Annotated in this window: 18 protein-coding genes and 1 pseudogene; 2 read left to right on the forward strand and 17 right to left on the reverse strand. The window is 52.4% G+C overall.

Translation table 11 applies throughout. The features are described from left to right. Positions 1 to 7 precede the first annotated feature (7 nt). The 8 genes from K3T83_RS07850 to K3T83_RS07885 form a co-directional block, all read right to left on the reverse strand. The gene (locus tag K3T83_RS07850) at positions 8 to 1,084 is read right to left on the reverse strand and encodes a hypothetical protein (RefSeq protein ID WP_220202416.1); all 1,077 of its coding nucleotides are present in this window, start codon (positions 1,082 to 1,084) and stop codon (positions 8 to 10) included. Continuing rightward, positions 1,077 to 1,388 carry a DUF4031 domain-containing protein gene (locus tag K3T83_RS07855; RefSeq protein ID WP_220202417.1) on the reverse strand — a complete coding sequence of 104 codons (312 nt, stop codon included), beginning with the start codon at positions 1,386 to 1,388 and terminating at the stop codon, positions 1,077 to 1,079. The genes K3T83_RS07850 and K3T83_RS07855 overlap by 8 nt, the downstream gene beginning before the upstream one ends. Beyond that, the gene (locus tag K3T83_RS07860; RefSeq protein WP_220202418.1) at positions 1,385 to 2,758 is read right to left on the reverse strand and encodes a DNA methyltransferase; all 1,374 of its coding nucleotides are present in this window, start codon (positions 2,756 to 2,758) and stop codon (positions 1,385 to 1,387) included. Before K3T83_RS07860 ends, K3T83_RS07855 begins: the two co-directional genes overlap by 4 nt. Positions 2,759 to 2,833: 75 nt before the next feature. Next, positions 2,834 to 3,619, reverse strand: coding sequence for a DEAD/DEAH box helicase family protein (locus K3T83_RS07865; protein ID WP_220202419.1), 786 nt, complete (start codon positions 3,617 to 3,619; stop codon positions 2,834 to 2,836). Beyond that, complete coding sequence (locus K3T83_RS07870; RefSeq protein WP_220202420.1) at positions 3,616 to 3,987, reverse strand: hypothetical protein; 372 nt, start codon at positions 3,985 to 3,987, stop codon at positions 3,616 to 3,618. The genes K3T83_RS07865 and K3T83_RS07870 overlap by 4 nt, the downstream gene beginning before the upstream one ends. Further along, positions 3,984 to 4,277 carry a hypothetical protein gene (locus K3T83_RS07875; RefSeq protein WP_220202421.1) on the reverse strand — a complete coding sequence of 98 codons (294 nt, stop codon included), beginning with the start codon at positions 4,275 to 4,277 and terminating at the stop codon, positions 3,984 to 3,986. Before K3T83_RS07875 ends, K3T83_RS07870 begins: the two co-directional genes overlap by 4 nt. Beyond that, positions 4,274 to 4,576 (reverse strand): helix-turn-helix transcriptional regulator, encoded by a 303-nt coding sequence (locus tag K3T83_RS07880; RefSeq protein ID WP_220202422.1) that lies wholly within the window; start codon positions 4,574 to 4,576, stop codon positions 4,274 to 4,276. Before K3T83_RS07880 ends, K3T83_RS07875 begins: the two co-directional genes overlap by 4 nt. Before the next feature lie 84 nt (positions 4,577 to 4,660). Beyond that, positions 4,661 to 5,035: a hypothetical protein gene (locus tag K3T83_RS07885; RefSeq protein ID WP_220202423.1), complete on the reverse strand. Its 375-nt coding sequence runs from the start codon at positions 5,033 to 5,035 to the stop codon at positions 4,661 to 4,663. A gap of 924 nt (positions 5,036 to 5,959) precedes the next feature. On the opposite strand from K3T83_RS07885, the gene K3T83_RS57155 reads away from it, so the two are divergent. Beyond that, entirely contained in the window at positions 5,960 to 6,085 is a 126-nt protein-coding gene (locus K3T83_RS57155; protein ID WP_268963447.1) for a hypothetical protein, read from the forward strand. A gap of 370 nt (positions 6,086 to 6,455) precedes the next feature. Here the strand turns inward: K3T83_RS57155 and K3T83_RS07890 are convergent, their stop codons facing one another. The 6 genes from K3T83_RS07890 to K3T83_RS07915 all read right to left on the reverse strand — a co-directional run bounded on the left by K3T83_RS07890 (position 6,456) and on the right by K3T83_RS07915 (position 11,657). Then, on the reverse strand, positions 6,456 to 7,781 hold the full coding sequence (locus K3T83_RS07890) for a helix-turn-helix domain-containing protein (protein ID WP_220202424.1): 1,326 nt from the start codon (positions 7,779 to 7,781) through the stop codon (positions 6,456 to 6,458). After that, positions 7,781 to 9,595, reverse strand: coding sequence for an ATP-binding protein (locus K3T83_RS07895; RefSeq protein WP_220202425.1), 1,815 nt, complete (start codon positions 9,593 to 9,595; stop codon positions 7,781 to 7,783). The genes K3T83_RS07890 and K3T83_RS07895 overlap by 1 nt, the downstream gene beginning before the upstream one ends. A gap of 18 nt (positions 9,596 to 9,613) precedes the next feature. Then, positions 9,614 to 10,198 (reverse strand): hypothetical protein, encoded by a 585-nt coding sequence (locus K3T83_RS07900; RefSeq protein ID WP_220202426.1) that lies wholly within the window; start codon positions 10,196 to 10,198, stop codon positions 9,614 to 9,616. After that, the gene (locus tag K3T83_RS07905) at positions 10,195 to 10,536 is read right to left on the reverse strand and encodes a hypothetical protein (protein ID WP_220202427.1); all 342 of its coding nucleotides are present in this window, start codon (positions 10,534 to 10,536) and stop codon (positions 10,195 to 10,197) included. Before K3T83_RS07905 ends, K3T83_RS07900 begins: the two co-directional genes overlap by 4 nt. A 356-nt stretch (positions 10,537 to 10,892) precedes the next feature. Further along, complete coding sequence (locus tag K3T83_RS07910; RefSeq protein ID WP_220202428.1) at positions 10,893 to 11,096, reverse strand: hypothetical protein; 204 nt, start codon at positions 11,094 to 11,096, stop codon at positions 10,893 to 10,895. A gap of 108 nt (positions 11,097 to 11,204) precedes the next feature. Next, positions 11,205 to 11,657, reverse strand: coding sequence for a hypothetical protein (locus tag K3T83_RS07915; protein ID WP_220202429.1), 453 nt, complete (start codon positions 11,655 to 11,657; stop codon positions 11,205 to 11,207). A 237-nt stretch (positions 11,658 to 11,894) separates the two neighbouring features. Here K3T83_RS07915 and K3T83_RS07920 point away from each other — a divergent pair. Next, a pseudogene (locus K3T83_RS07920) lies at positions 11,895 to 13,066 on the forward strand (IS3 family transposase). 154 nt (positions 13,067 to 13,220) lie between these two features. Here K3T83_RS07920 and K3T83_RS07925 read toward each other — a convergent pair. From K3T83_RS07925 to K3T83_RS07935, 3 genes are all read right to left on the reverse strand, one after another. Continuing rightward, a complete protein-coding gene (locus K3T83_RS07925) occupies positions 13,221 to 13,769 on the reverse strand; it encodes a hypothetical protein (RefSeq protein WP_220202430.1) in 549 nt (182 codons plus the stop codon). A 140-nt stretch (positions 13,770 to 13,909) separates the two neighbouring features. After that, positions 13,910 to 14,074: a hypothetical protein gene (locus K3T83_RS07930; RefSeq protein WP_220202431.1), complete on the reverse strand. Its 165-nt coding sequence runs from the start codon at positions 14,072 to 14,074 to the stop codon at positions 13,910 to 13,912. A gap of 162 nt (positions 14,075 to 14,236) precedes the next feature. Continuing rightward, entirely contained in the window at positions 14,237 to 14,476 is a 240-nt protein-coding gene (locus tag K3T83_RS07935; RefSeq protein ID WP_220202432.1) for a hypothetical protein, read from the reverse strand. Positions 14,477 to 15,338: the final 862 nt, after the last annotated feature.

The raw sequence follows: 15,338 nt of genomic DNA on the forward strand, positions 1-15,338 counted from the left end.
ACGAGGCTCATGCCACATCGCTCCCTTCCAGAAGGGCTAACCAGGAATGCTGGTGATAGATCGGGGTGTACCAACGGACCTCTCGTTCTCGAAAATGCGCGAGCCAGTCGCTGGTCAGGGCAATGTGCCGTGCTCGCTCCAATCCGCGACACCGCGTTCCTGGTGGACAGATCGGAGCCTTCTCCCCGCGCTGGTCCGTCATCTTACAACTCTCCAGCACAGGCGGCGCTTCATAGCGGGAAGAGTGCCAGGAGGCATACCCCCATTCAGCATAGCCAGTCTTTGGATCGCGCTTCACCGGGCGGGTGGATGGCCCTATACTATCCGTTGACACCTGGATGCCATAAGCATCACAGAGGTAGAGGAGCGGTCCCAATGCTGGCGCATAACAGACGCCCCAGATGTGGATGCGCTTGACTCCCTCAGCGCTCAAAAAGGGAATGAGACGCGCAAGGATAGCATAATAGGCTGGCAACAACGAGGGCATCCGCCCTAAAATGCAGAAGCCACCGAGTCCAAAGATGTCGTCCTCACGCATGAAAGGAAGAATGCGCTCAGCACAGCGGAGATACTGTTCGACGCTCACCCCTTGCGCACTCATCACACAAGAGATGCCATTACGGTGGGCATTGAGATAAGCGGCTGCGGCAACGGTTTGCTCGACGGCCCATGCCGCATCTGCCTCGCTCCAGCGTCGTTTCGTGCGTACCAGTTCTCCAGCCTCCCCTTCCATCCAGGTTTCGTCAATGAGAACGTCATAGCTTGCTCGCGCCTCTAGTTGTTCGGCATATCCAAAGTGTTCTGCATGCTCTTCCTGTCGCTTCAAGGCATCTTTGAGGGAGAGGCGCTGCTCGGTCAGCAGGGAGAGGTGTCGAGCCTGCCCCCGAAAGAGGAGACAGGCATCGTTAAAAGCACCGCTATCCTGAAGCACACGAACTCCTGGAGGGATGGCAACCTGATTCACTTTTTTCCTCGTCGTGCCACAAACCGGAGACACACAAGCATAGGCACCAGTATAGACGGAGTGATAGTTGTAGGCGCGTTCTCCCACCCCGCAATAAAACCGAATGGCCTCACTATTCACGAGCCGCGCTCCTTTCGCTGCCAGCAGTGACCACCTTCCAGGTATCGGGATAGCATACCCGCATCAACTCAACGGGGTCCACAGCCACAGCCCCTAACTGAAGAGCTAGCTCACGTTTGGAGGGAACCAGATCATAATGGGGGAAGCGCCCAGAGTGACTCGGTTGAAACCAGGATCGTTTGAGGCCCAGCTGGGCAGCGAAGGTGTGCAATTCTTCCAGATCGCCATCGGTTGCCAGATGACACCAGTATTTGTACAGCAGTTTGCAGGAAGGATAGTGCCGAACGGTATCGACATAGATCATGCCGTCACCTCACTCTCACTCACACAATCAAACAGAGTAGCCTGCGTGTTTTTCTGAAGGATGCGCTCCAGATTTTTGTGGGCCGTCTGAAAGTAGGATGGCTTCAGTTCAATGCCGATAAATTTCCGTCCATGTCGGAGTGCCTCATACCCTTCACTCCCGATTCCGCAAAAGGGAGATAAGATGGTTTCGCCCGGATTGCTCCATAGGCGCACACACCGCTCAATCGTTTCCAGTTGTAATGGGCAGATATGCCGCTCATCGTTGGCATCGCGCCCCTCTGCCGCGTTCAAGGTTTTCGACTCTTTGATGTGATACCAGACCGGGTGCGCCCATTGTATCCACTCCTCATTGGTAATCTGCGGGATGATCGGAACGGCATTCTCACCAGGCTTCCTAAAAAGCAAGATGTAGTCTGCCAAGCCTGGACGCATCCAGGAAGCATCTTTGCGCAATTGGACAAACAGGAGTCCTTTGGATTTCGTGCGAATGGCCTGGACCTGGGGGTTCTTGTCGATGCAGATCTCGCCATGATAGATCCATCCCCGTTTGAGAAACGCAGCGATGATCTCACCACGAAAATCTTTCAACCCGATGAAGCCATCACTGATGAGCGTTGCGGCCAGTTGTTGGACATGCACACAGCAGTTGCGGCCAGTCTTGGTCACACGCAACAGGTGATCAATAATATAGCTGAAGTGGTGATAGAATTCGTCGATGCTGCGGCTATTGCCCAAATCGCGTTCACTGGGGCTGTAGGTATAGAGGCTCTGGAAGGGTGGCGAGAAGATCGAGAGATCAACGGAGGCCTCCTCTAGCTCCCCTAAGCGCTCACAACTATCGCCAAGCATCAGTGTATACTGGTCCGTTGTGATCGTGCGTGTGCGATACTCATCGTGTTGAGGGATCTGCTCCAGCTCATCACGTGCGTAGGCTTGCACCTGTGCAACCAGACGTTCATTCATAATGGTTGCCTCTCGCTCCTTTCGTAATACGTTGGTATAAATGCCCTGCTCCACCTGTGACAGCACGACAAACACCTGTACTGGATACTGCTGCCCAAAGCGCCAACAGCGCCGGATGCATTGGTAGTACTCCTCAAAACTATCGGAGAGACCCACAAAGGCCATCTTGTGGCAATCCTGGAGATTGATCCCAAAGCCTGCAATACGAGGTTTGGTGATGAAGATGCGCTTGGCACCTGCTTGAAAGGCTTCAATCGCGTGCATCTTGGCATCTGGGGAGTCTGCGCCTTTGATTTCTATCGCATCGGGGAGTGCGCGGGTCAGTGCCTCGCTTTCATCATTCCGGCCACACCAGAGTATCCACTGTTCGCTGTCGGCCTGGACCAGCGCAACGGCCCGCTTCACACGTTCCTCCAGGGTGTTCTTGCGAACCTGAGAGCGGTCCGTGATCCCCCCTATTCCCGTCGCAAAGAGCGCCCCTTACGGAAGGTAGGTCGTTTCGACGAACAGAGGAGTCACAGACAGAGGAGGCAAGATGTACCCCTGCTGGGCATAGCCCAGATCGGCGGGAGTTTTCACACTCATGGACCAGGATGCCATCCAGCGGTAAAATGGCTCCTCAGCATGTTTCTTCAACCGCCACCCGCCATGCGCACTCACGTCAGAGTCGTGGGTGAAGAACAACGCGAGCAGATCCGCTCGACGCATCACCCCTAAAAACTCGGCGTGATTGGCAATCTCAATAATATCGTTAGGAGCCGGAGTTGCGGTACAACAGAGTCGGTAGGGAATACTGGCGAACAGAGAGATGAGCCGATTTCTCAACTCCCCATCAAGCGACTTGAGGATAGAAGACTCATCGAGAATGACCGCCCCAAAGTCCGCCGGGGTGAAATGGGAGAGCAATTCATAGTTGGTGATGTTAATCCCATCTACTAGATCCTTGCCTGATCTAGTATAGTGGGCCTCGATCCCGAGCTTGCGTGCCTCGCTGACGGTTTGCCGCGCCACAGAAAGCGGGGCAAGGATCAGCGTCCGTTGGCCTGTCAAACGCGCAAATTCAAGCTGCATGCCAGATTTCCCCAATCCCGTATCGGCAAACAACGCGGCTCGACCTTTGCGTAACGCCCATTGCACCAGCATCTTCTGAAAAGGGAAGAGGCGCGGGTGGATATCAGACAGGGTAATATCTATTCCGGCAGGAGAAGCGATGATTCGCTTGTGTTGTAAAAAGGCGTGATAGGTGTCGATTGTGGAGGCATTCATAGCCGTACCTCCTGCTGGGTCACTGGTTCTAACCAGCGGATCTTCTTACCCATGTGCTTTGCGTAGGCGATCTCTCGTTGTGTGGACGCTCCAACATATCCCCCGACGTTGAGAACCAGAATCTCGTGCGCCAGGTCGATTTTGAAGAAGTGGAGCAAGTCCAGTTTATCCTTATCGACTGGCCCAAGCGTCAAATCGTGATCCGATTTCGTATCACAGCCAATAGAAAGCACTATACGCCCGGCCAGGGTCTCACGCAGATTGGCCTCTTGAAATGCCTGTGAAAAACGGGTAGAACCGCATAAGCAGACAATCGTGGGGGCTGGCGTATTCGCTTTGCGGAGAAGGAAATCTTCTAGGGTGGTCATGCTTGCCCTCCCATCAGATCGCACTGGAGTTGCTCGATAAGACCATCCAGCAGTGCCAACAATTCTGACTCTAATGCCTGATCCTGCTCGTACGCATCATCCGTTGGGGTATGCGTTCCACGCGATGCTCGCCGATCCAGATAGCGCCGTTCCCGCTGTTGCTTGGCGACGAGGCGCTCTTTCATTCCGATGAGCCAGTCGAGGCCTTCTTCGAGCGTCATTGTGTCCAGCAATTTCTGATAAGTCAGGGAACCTCGCACCTGCTGTCCAGTGCGCTTGTTGCGGTTCATGGCCGCACCTCCAAACCAGGAAGCAAGCCCAAATCTGCTGCGGTGAGGCCATAGAGAGTACAGAGATGTTTGCAATAGATGGGGCGCGGTTTGCTTTCGCCACGTTCCCAGCGCCCAACTAGTTTGGCACAAATGGCAACGTCAGCTTTGCCTTCCGCTGCACAGCGTTTGTATAGCTCGTCGGCCACATCTTGCTGCGACCATCCGCGCAATAGCCGCTGATACTTGAGCGGTGAACATGAGAGCGGTGCAGCAGTGGTTTGGGAGGACACAGCCGTCTGTAGGGGGTGTGTTATCATGGAGCGGTAACTCCTTACTCACCAGGTTCCTACATTCATTAGGAACCTGGTATGGAAAACTGTTGGGACAAACGGTTGCACGAGTTACTCTGCTAGTTCAGGTGTTGGCGCACATGGGCTAGCATTTTTATTGGGGAAACGTTGCCAGGCGGCGAGAAAGTCAGCTTTGGTAACTGGCTCCTGAAAGTGAGCTTTGGTCCCATAATCGAAGCACTCCACCATGTGCTGCTGTTGAGGGGTAAGTGCTAACTGAACCCCTTGAGTGGCAGTCGAGATGAAAATGGTGTTGTTGTACACGTCAACCGCGACATCAGGGTATTTCGTTTTCACCGCACGGGCAATCAAACAACAGGAGGGAACGGTACAAATGCCGATGACCTCTTCATCTCGTTTGGAAGCGAGATAGGCTTCGACATCCTGATCGCTTAAACAATAGGTGACAGGAAGAAAATGGTTCAAACTGGAACCTCCTTTGAAGAAAAGTGAAAAGTTGGTGGAGAAAAGGAAGTAGCATAAAAGAAATACACTACAGAGTATCAGATCACTATTGCGTCAGAGGATCGTACTCTGTCTGATCCTCGCTTTGACGAATGAAGAAGCTACTTTGTGAGTGATTCGTACATGAAGGAAAAACTTCTCTTGCTCCTCTCTAAAATTCTTTCTACATATTTTACATCGATAAAATATGCAATATTTAAATTCATCCATTAAATTTTATTTTATATAAAAATAGTATATATTCTACTAAATCTCTTGTTTGTTCTCTATCAAATCCATTTCCAACTCAGCTTCAACTTCTTTTCTATCTCTTTTCTACTGTATTTTCTCCTTTTCTAGGATATAACAAAGGTGTTGTATAGAACTACCTTAAGGCGCCTCTCAAGGCACGGTTCGCCTTCCTCGGTAGAAGCCACATTCCTGCGCTTGCGCTGGGGCTTGGTTGGAAAGAACCGATCCGAACGGAGTGCCAAGCACAAGAGGGATCAAAGGATCCCTGAGCAGATATATTGGGAGTCGGCCTCGTAGAGTTGGCTGACCCACATGTAGGTGTGCGTCAGACAAGTCTTCGGGGAACAGCATGTGTCGTTTCCCGAATCCCTGTAGAGGAACGAGAGGAGGTGAACGAACATGTTTCCTGGTCTGATCCCGGTGCCTGTGCACCCGATCCCGATGGCTAGCCCTCCGCCCGCTTGCGGGCACAACCAGTGCGTGACCTGCTGCATGGGGCTGGCTTGCGTCAACCACCACTGCAACGGTGGGTGACCTGAGTGAGTGATGAGGTTCCGCCCCTGAACATCGTCGTTTCGGGGCGGAACCTCCCACCACACGAGGAACAGCATGTGTCGTTTCCCGAACCCCTGCCCTGTAGAGGAACGAGAGGAGGTGAACGAACATGTTTCCTGGTCTGGTCCTGGTGATCACGCCCATGGCAGACAATCCTCCCGGTTGCGGGCACGCTGGTTGCGCTGCCTGCGAAGCGAGGGCCGTCTGCTACACCCATCACTGTAACGGTGGGTGAGCCAAGTGAGTGACGGAGTTCCGTTCCAGGCTCTTTCTGGAACGGAACTCCCACCAACCCATCTCTCCTGATGATGACACTAGACTCACCTCCTTGTCTGGTAGTCCAGCTCCTCAAATTGGATCAAACGTGCTGTGGTATACTTTCCCTCCTATGCGTTGCATCGCCTCAATACATCGCTGTTTGTGTTCCGGTCCTTTCAAAAAGTTGTTCGTCATTGTTCCTCGCTTTCTTTCTGCTCTCCCGCACGGATCATGCGGAGAAGCTTGTTCGTCGTAACACACTACAACCCAGACTTGAAATGCCTCGCCAGGATTTGCACCTGGCCCTCGCTTTGACGAATGAGGCTCTTTCGTTGTCCTATTGAGCAGCGTGCCGGAAGAGGACAACATTATTGATCGGTGCTTCACTGTCCTGTTCTTCGTTGTCCTCTGTCCGCTCGTTCGATAGGACACTTTCCGGTGTTGGTTGTCCTATTGGTTGCGCTGTCCTCTCCTGTCCTCCTCTTTGGTTGTTGTCCTCCTCATCGTGTGTCCAGGTGAGTGGCAATTGTCCGCTTGCGCGTAAGGCTGCAAAGTGGCGCCTCACTGTTCGCTCAGTGATCCCCAGATGAACAGCGACCGCCTTTTGTGTGATCGGCTCGTGTGTCTGAACGTAGGCCAGCACGCCAGCAAACGCCCCATGCTCGCCATTATTCTTATCGCTGGTCGCGTCGAGCAATTCTTGAGCCTTCAAGCGCCAGAAACGTGCGCTCGCTGGCCGATTAAGGCCCAGGTGAGCAGCGAGGAGTGTGTCGATATCAGGCGAGCTGGCACGTTGTAGATTCTCGCGCAGGAAGTTAAGTGTCAATTCAAGCTTATCTGGTGTCCTCTCCGCTTTTGTGGTCGCTGTCCTATTGTTGGCGCTTTCGTTGCCCTGTGCCTGCTCGCTTTCCTGTCCTATTGCTGATGTGGTTGCTGTCCTCTCTGGCGCGCTGGTCTGTCCTACAGATTTGATGTCCGCTGTCCTATCGGTCATGGCCTCGTTGTTGGTCGCTGTCCTGATGCGAGAGGACATGGCCGCTTTCAATTGCTGAATTTCTTCGAGCGCTTTCGTGAGCGTGTCTGCTTTTTGATGCAATGCCTGTGTCATCTCTTGCAGCTGCTTCGAGAAGGTTGCCGCCAATTCTTCCATCTGTGAGCGATGTTGCTGCGGCGTGATCTCCTCGCCATCTTCCTCGTCGTCGTTCATGTGGGAAAGATAGCAGAAAACGATACCGGCGGCGCATCGAACCCACAAGAGCACTTCCCCAGCTTCTTTCGGCACATGAAAGACACGAAAGCCAACTGTGACGACTGTGAGAACGGCAAAGAGCCAGCCCAGGTTCCGCATCATGTTTGCCTGACTCGTTTTCCCATCGCGCCGTGCCTGCTTCGCCAACGCGATACAGCCAAGCATCGACCCTTCTATCGCGGCGTTCAACAAGTCTTCAGTGAGTGTCGCGAGTTGCTTGCCGAGCGTTTCCTTCTCGAACCAGTCAGGGGCGGCCAGTTCCGCGCCAATGACGATAGTACATCCGATGATGAGCGGCACGGCTAATATCGCCATGATCCGCAACCACCAATCAATATGCTTTTTCAGCGGCTTGAGCGAGACGACGCCACGCCAGAAACGCCGCTTTGCTGGTTGTTGTTGTGCTGCCGCCATTATTTCGACTCCTTCCATAATCCTTGCTGCTTCAAAATGGTACGAGCAAATTCGCGGTTTTTCTGGCTGGTCGTGAGTTCTAAACCAGTAAGTGTACGGTCGATATTGCCAACTGCACGGTACACAAACGGCAACATTTTGAGCTTTTCTTCATCCCAGCCGGTCGGCAAATCAATGACGCCAGTTACGTCGTCGTTTTGCCCACGTACGCCCTGTTCTGAAGCCGATAGAAGCTCATTTTTACGCGCGTAACTTACGCGCGTAACATCGGTGTTTTCAAGCTCAGAATGGTCAAGATTGCCGCTGGTTGTGTTACGCGCGTAACGTCGAGAAATTTCCCTCTCAGCTGGCGTCTGGTCAGAGCGTACGTGCTTTTTTCCCGGCGTAACCTCTACGCGCAGACGCGTAGGCAAGCGACCCTCGTTATCTTTATATCTTTTTTGCGCTCGTGCTAGATTTGGTGTTTTTGACACGTGCCGCGCTTCTTGCTGATCAAACTGCACTAGCATCGGTGTTTTTGATAAACCTCGTACAAATCCCTGCCCCGCTGGTAAATTGCGCAACTGCTTACACAGTTCTTTGTCGATGTATTTTTCGCAGCGCTCGATATCGTTATTTAAATCCTGTTTCATGACAACCTGGATGTTGAGGTTCGCAACGGACCAGTTCGCAATGTTGGCGAGTCGCTGCGTTGCCATAATGAGGGTATAGCCGAATGAGCGGCCAGCATTCGCGACTTCCACATACGCTTTCTTGAGCCGCTTGAAGCTCTTTGGATCGAGCGGAAGTGCAGAGAGAGTCGGTTGCTCAGGAACAAGATTGTGGGCCTCGTCGGTGACGACAAGACACGGAGGCCGGTCCTCTTCACTCTCCAGGTCAAACGCCCATTCAACCAACTCATGTAAGATGGTCGCGAGGGTTTCAGCCATCTCATCGAAATCGCCGCGATACGACTGGACGTTAAAGACGGCCTGAGCACCCCATTCCATCATGTCGTGGGCGAACTCGGCGGCATTGTCAGGCGTCACGCTGTAGTATGGCGCTCCAGCCTGTTCTTTATAGTCAGGATGCCCACAGGAGATGATTGTCTGATGCATCTCCCGCAATGGGTAGAACTCGTTTTTGTAGTCCACCAGGAAACAGGGAACGTTGTTGCGCGCCGCACTCAAGATGGTCGAACCGATCAGGTTGCTTTTGCCTGCACCTTGCGTGCCAGTGAGAAGAACACCTCGCCCGAACACATTATCGAAGAGTGGATCGAAGCGCCGCCCAAATCGTACCGACACGCCCCACTTGAGCGTGCCTTTTCTCCATGATCGTGTCTGGTCTTTGCTGGTCGCTGGCGAGGTACTGGCTGTAGGCTCAATCTGTTGTGACTGCACAGTTGGAGATGGCGCGGCGACCGGAACTTGCAGATAGAGACCAGGGGTTTTCTCTGAACGCAAGCCGAAAAGCCGTTTGAGCTTGGCTTGTGCTGACTGGTCAACATATACCATCGGAGTCGCTGGCGAAACAGTGTCCACGACGTGCTGTGTTGCTTCAACAAGACGAGCATGAGTTTCAGCGCCGCTGCCCGGAACCAACCATTTCGCGATCTCGTCGCTATGTCTGGCGATAGCTCCAACGGCCAGCAGGCTGAAGAACATGCCTGTTTTGTCAAAATGCATTGCTACGTCGGCGATACCGGAGGCAACGAGCGCCGTGCCAGTCACAATGGTCTGACCTTTGGTGATACGCTGCCAGATAGGGAGTGCTGACTCCCCGATCTGGTCAGGCGATGCGGTTGTTGTTGGGAAATGGCGTTGATCTTCCATGCTCGTATTCCTTGTGCGCTAGGCTCTCGACCACCCATGCTCGATCAGCGCGAGGCCGATGGTTCCGAAAAAGCCGACGATAAAGCCGGTGATAAACGCGAAGGCGATATGCCCCCAGGCCGCTGTTGAGAGCGTACCGTAGTTGTAGTCGGTCCAGAAATTGAAGCCGACGATAATCCACGAGCCGGTCTTGAAGATGCGGCCCATAAGCGCTCCAGAACGCGCGACACTGTGCTGCATCAGTTCATAGCCAACAACGAAGCCCAAGTACACCAGTTCAATGCCCCACCCAAAGATCGTGGCGATGGCTTCTTGCGGCGACTGCTGACCCGCAATCAGCGCGATAGGTTGCCACAAAATGGCCCAGTTTGGATGGTAGACATTAATTTGACCTGCATTCGTGATGAATGCCTCATTGGTTTGAATCTGCGTCATAAGCGCGACTACCCACAGAATGAGGAAGCCAACGCCGACAGCAGTGATAAACTTCGGTGGATGCGTGGACGGGGCATAGCTCATCGTTGAAACTGGGGCAACAACCGAGCTAGCCGTCACGCTCGTTGCTGGCCCGCGCGTCGTACGTGACCGTCTGGTAGTGGTCATGGTTCATTCTCCTCTTCCTCATCGCTGATATCGCGTGTGTAGGTGGTGAAATCAATCACCATTGGCTCGTCTCGCAGGATCGCGAGCAACAGCGAATCGACTTCGCATTCTTCCCATTCCAGAATGATGTAGCCGAAACCCTCTTTGTCGGTGGTGCCGTAGTCCACCAGCACGACTTCGTTGCGTCCCTCGAACCAGCCTTCGATCTTCTTGAGAAGTGCCTCGTGGATCTCCAACTCTAACGTGAAAAAGACGCCTTGCGCCTGACCAGGCAGATCTGCACTTGACGAGGGCGGTAAGGTGTCGCGCTGGAACCCTTCAGGGATAATCTGAGGCATGTGGCTCTCCTTACTATGGATTCAACCTCCTAATTGCCCAATACAATGCGAATGGGCAGCATCGGCACAATGCAAACATACACAAACAATGCATTCCAGCCATCATCAACAATCCGATGCCAATACACCCCGATCCAAATGTCACGAGGTTCAAATGAGACAGAACAAGAAATTGATTTGCGTAATAGGTCCATACGTGTCACATCTCCATTCAGCAGGGATAATGCCCACTTGTGCGGTGGGAAGGATTGCATGGTCTACTAAAGAAATGCACTATAAACACATCGCGAATTGCCAGGCCGAGGGATCGCACCTCGGCACCCGCTTTGACGGATCAGGCCGCCTTGAGAAACGCGCTAAATGGTTTTTCCGTTCACCATATCTGTCGCCTCCGAAGTGGTCAGCAACCCCTCCTGGTACAGATCGTTCACACCGTTTATGAGGTCTGAATCTTCATGGCAAGGGCATCCAAATGGGCAGAAGCCTGTGCCACTGTGAACATCCAGATCACCATCTTCGTTGAGACCGTATGTAGGCATGACTTCGTACTCTTCGTCCATGTGCTATACTCCTTTCGATAAGATCGTTCACTGCGATACTGTCACCCTGGCCGGTGCTGGAAACGCCGGCTCAGGACTCTTCAACGCGCTACGCATTGAGAAAAAAGTTCACTCCGCACCCTGATCGGGGAAAGAAGCTGCGCACTCTTCCTGCTTTCGCGCACGCTTTTCTTCCCATTTTTTCAGCACATCTGCCTCTCGCCGCTCCATTTCAGCATCTTCCTCCTGGGGCGTAGAAAAACTCGAGGGGACTTCCTCTGGAATGGTGATATTCAGATACGGCTTGCCATCATAGCCCTCTTTTTGGATGATGAGCATACTGAAATCGCGTGGTTGCACATGCTGGAGGCCTTGATAGGTCGCACGATAATCCACCTGCCAGGTCGCTGGAACGGCGATTTCCGGGACAAGAGAAACTTTCAGAAGCTCGTAGGATGGATCTTGATAATTGCCAAAGGAAGTCTGAAAGAATGCGGCCAGATCAGCATGCGTAAAGGCGCGCTCTGGATTGGCGAAGGCCTTGCCCAACGTACGTATGGAGGGCAGTTGTTGCGCTGACATGAATATTTTCCTTTCACTCTTGTTGTGTGTGCTTGACACCAGTACTCGCCATCGGTATGCTCGAAGAGAGTACCAGGTGTGTGAGGAGATCGCGGCCACTTGGGGGCGAGTATCCCTGCAAGGAGACAAGCGCTTGCTCTTTTCCGCATTAGAGAGGACAACGAAGTGAGCTTCCCCCCGTTTGAAAGAGTCGGGAAATGTGGAATATACTAGACTCAATCAAACGAGGGAAGAAAGATGACCAAAGAACAAAAAGCCTACACGAAAGAGTTCAAAATCGAAGCTGTACGCTTGGCCGAGACCAGTGGCAAACCTATCACCGAGATCGCTCGTGATTTAGGGATAAGCGACAGCACCATTCATAACTGGCGTAAGCAGTTTTCCGAGCACGGCGAGCAGGCATTTCCAGGCAGCGGGCATCAAACACCCGAGGCCGAAGAACTGCGCCACCTCAAACGCGAACTGGAAGTCGTGAAACAAGAACGAGACATTTTAAAAAAAGCGCTTCATATATTTTCACGACAATAGCGGTGAAGTTTCAGTTTATCGAAGATCACCGGCAAGAATATGCGGTAAAGACGATGTGCCGAACACTTTCCGTCTCAGAATGTGGCTATTATGCTTGGCGCAAACGACCAAAGAGCGAGCGTGAGCAGAAGAACGAAGAACTCACGCAACACATTCAGCAAATTTTTGAGCACAATCGGCAGATCTATGGGAGTCCGCGCATTCATGTGGAACTGAACGATCTGGGGGTGAAATGTTCGCGTAAGCATGTGGCTCGTCTCATGAGAGCGGCAGGCATAAGTGCAGGACAGAAACGTCGCCGGGTTCGGACCACCGATAGCTCACATAAGAATCCAGTAGCGGACAATCGCTTGAATCGAGAGTTCAATGCTTTTGCCCCAAACACCAGATGGACAGGCGACATTACCGGCATTGAGACGGGGCAAGGCTGGCTCTATCTGGCGATCATCCTGGATCTGTATTCGCGGAAAGTGGTTGGATGGTCCATGTCCTTGCATCGTGATGAGGAGCTGGTCGAAAAAGCCTTGAAGATGGCACTGATCCAAAGATGCCCCAAATCAGGATTGATGCATCATACAGATCGAGGGAGTCAATATACTAGCCAAGCATATCAAGGTCTTTTAGCTAGTGCAGGAATCACCTGTAGTATGAGTCGAAAAGGCAACTGTTGGGATAACGCCCCTACGGAGAGTTTCTTTGGCACACTCAAACGAGAATGGACTCATCGACACCACTACCAAACTCAGACCCAAGCCAGGCAGTCCATTTTTGACGACATCGAAACGTTCTACAACCGCAAACGTCGGCATTCGGCACTCGGCTATCTCAGCCCTGTAGCCTATGAGCAGCTAAATAGAAAGGAGCTTGAAACAACTGTTTAAAACGTTGACGTAACGTATTTTTTCTGATAGAGTAAAAGTATCTTAAACGTTTAACGTAACGTTCTCTACGTTTTCTTCATCGAAAGCAAACTCATGAGACGTGGAACGCTCAGACGTTCTCCACACTCCTCGACTCTACGAAACGGGGTCAAGCTCAAAGAGACCAAGAATGATCCAGATCCAGGGAATAGTGGTGCAAGACGCTGAGATTGGAACCATACCGACCATTGACGAGAACCGTGCTGACGTTTCCCTCATCTTTCGTCAGTTCCACGACTGCCTTATTGCCCACCTGATCCCGGTAGTAGATCGTGCCGTGATGCATGCGGCGGGCAAGCGTTAAAGCGTTGAGAATATCCATATTGCTGCCCCCATACCACCCGGCGGGGATATGGTGCAGTTCACGATGCTGGACAAGCCAGGCCGTCCCGGTTTCACACACAAAGATCACATCGCCGATAGCAGTGGAGCGCAGGGGTTCATCAGGAAGAAACCAGACAATTTCCTGGCGCGACATCCAGGAAAGACGCGTATGCGTCGTGAAGGCGCGCACATATTCCACTCGCGCTGCCACTTCTGCCACCAACTGATAGTGTTGGATACGGTCTGTCAACCAGTACTCTGCACAGGAAGTGTGCCTCATCTGGAGATCTTTGGCATGATAGACCAGACAGCGCGGTGGAGCATCAGAAAGGTGTTGCATCACCGTATTCCTTTATGATGAGATTATTAGGGAAGCCACAGAAACGCACTACAACCCACAAGCACAAGACCTGGCTGAGGAGTTGCACCTCAGCTCCCGCTTTGACGGATCAGGCACCGGAAAAGTTCAACAAGCAAGCACTACGCATTTGCATTGAGGATGGCAAGCCCTTCCTCATACGGGACAATCGTGATAACCAATTCCGTATCTTCGTCATCCTCATCGCTCTCTTCGGGCACCGGAAAAACGAAGTCTTCATTCTCTTCTTCATCCTCTGAAAAAGATGGAGTAGAATAGAGTGTCACTTGCGGCCTCCTATGCTGCACTGACGTTGCCCAGCAGAAGTCTTGATAGGGGCTTGCTGGGCGATACTTGTTCACAGAACGCACTACGAATCCGAAAGACCCAGCTGAGGGATTGCACCTCAGTTCCTGCTTGAACGGACCAGGTATTGAGAAAACGGGCTATCAGAATTTCCACCAGGGTTTCGCGGCAGGAGATGGCTCCACTGGTGATTGCTCCTGCGTCTCCGAGGTGTACTCGTGGGCGTGAGTATTCCAGCTTTGTATCGCTCTCTCATAGGCTAATTCGCTCGCCATCGCTTTGATTTGCTCCGGCAAATACCCTGCTGCCGCCAGGCGTTGCACATCAGCATCAGCCCGCGCTCTAGCTTCAATCGCCGCTATTTGTTCTGGTGTGAGAGACACGTCGTTTTCCTTTCCATGTAAAATATGGTTACTCTTTACCAGCCATAAGGACTGGCTACTGTCTGGCCGGAGAATTGCACTCCGGCATACCGCTTGATGGTCAGACAGTGAGGGCTTACGACAGGGATGCTCTCTTGCTACCCTTCCTTTCCGAACATCTGACGCTATCGCTCCCTCTGAAGCGTTATTTGTGACTCGCCACGCAACAGGCGAGCGGTTTATTTCGTAACGTGCCACCGATCCCAGGCACGGGGCCACTTCGTATCGCGCCGCCCGGAGCGCTTCAGCCTCGCTTGTGTCGTGCTTAGTGAACGTTACTTCCTTCGCCACTACAACTAGCAGCTAATGCTGCCACGAGACCTTTTGAGACCGCGCATCCTCTCTGTATGACCTCGCTGGCTTACTTCGCCTTCACCAGAAGCATTCACACGGGAGAACCTTGTCTATTTGTTAAAGTGCTGCTCGTTCATCGATCCATGAAAACAGTCGGAGTGACCTCAATCAGCCGTGTCTGCTCACCTGTGGTGTGGACCGATATTGATGTGAAAGTGCGCCATCAGGCCTGACCGAGTATAATGCTCATAGACCTGGTGTTGCGAGCATCGACGCTGCCTAGCCTCGAAAACTGTCAGTGCCGATGCTGTACTAGGTTCTGGAAGACACTTACGGTTGCAGCCGCAGGTGTCTTTCTGTTTATGATTATGCATGATTTTAAATAGATCTGGAACATCACGAAATAGTCTTGGTTTCTCGAACAAATGAGGCATTTTATAACTACTTCGTAACTACTCCCAAATCATGTGTCCTACGTCACATAACCACTGTAAATAATTATGTGACATAGGACACATGATTGTCAAGG

Source organism: Reticulibacter mediterranei (assembly GCF_016587455.1).

Bases quoted from the DNA above. Each gene is read 5' to 3' on its own strand.
- K3T83_RS07900 (WP_220202426.1), bottom strand. From the start codon at position 10,198: ATGACCACTACCAGACGGTCACGTACGACGCGCGGGCCAGCAACGAGC.
- K3T83_RS07915 (WP_220202429.1), bottom strand. From the start codon at position 11,657: ATGTCAGCGCAACAACTGCCCTCCATACGTACGTTGGGCAAGGCCTTC.
- K3T83_RS07895 (WP_220202425.1), bottom strand. From the start codon at position 9,595: ATGGAAGATCAACGCCATTTCCCAACAACAACCGCATCGCCTGACCAG.
- K3T83_RS07905 (WP_220202427.1), bottom strand. From the start codon at position 10,536: ATGCCTCAGATTATCCCTGAAGGGTTCCAGCGCGACACCTTACCGCCC.
- K3T83_RS07870 (WP_220202420.1), bottom strand. From the start codon at position 3,987: ATGACCACCCTAGAAGATTTCCTTCTCCGCAAAGCGAATACGCCAGCC.
- K3T83_RS07855 (WP_220202417.1), bottom strand. From the start codon at position 1,388: ATGATCTATGTCGATACCGTTCGGCACTATCCTTCCTGCAAACTGCTG.
- K3T83_RS07880 (WP_220202422.1), bottom strand. From the start codon at position 4,576: ATGATAACACACCCCCTACAGACGGCTGTGTCCTCCCAAACCACTGCT.
- K3T83_RS07875 (WP_220202421.1), bottom strand. From the start codon at position 4,277: ATGAACCGCAACAAGCGCACTGGACAGCAGGTGCGAGGTTCCCTGACT.
- K3T83_RS07925 (WP_220202430.1), bottom strand. From the start codon at position 13,769: ATGCAACACCTTTCTGATGCTCCACCGCGCTGTCTGGTCTATCATGCC.
- K3T83_RS07865 (WP_220202419.1), bottom strand. From the start codon at position 3,619: ATGAATGCCTCCACAATCGACACCTATCACGCCTTTTTACAACACAAG.
- K3T83_RS07910 (WP_220202428.1), bottom strand. From the start codon at position 11,096: ATGGACGAAGAGTACGAAGTCATGCCTACATACGGTCTCAACGAAGAT.
- K3T83_RS07890 (WP_220202424.1), bottom strand. From the start codon at position 7,781: ATGGCGGCAGCACAACAACAACCAGCAAAGCGGCGTTTCTGGCGTGGC.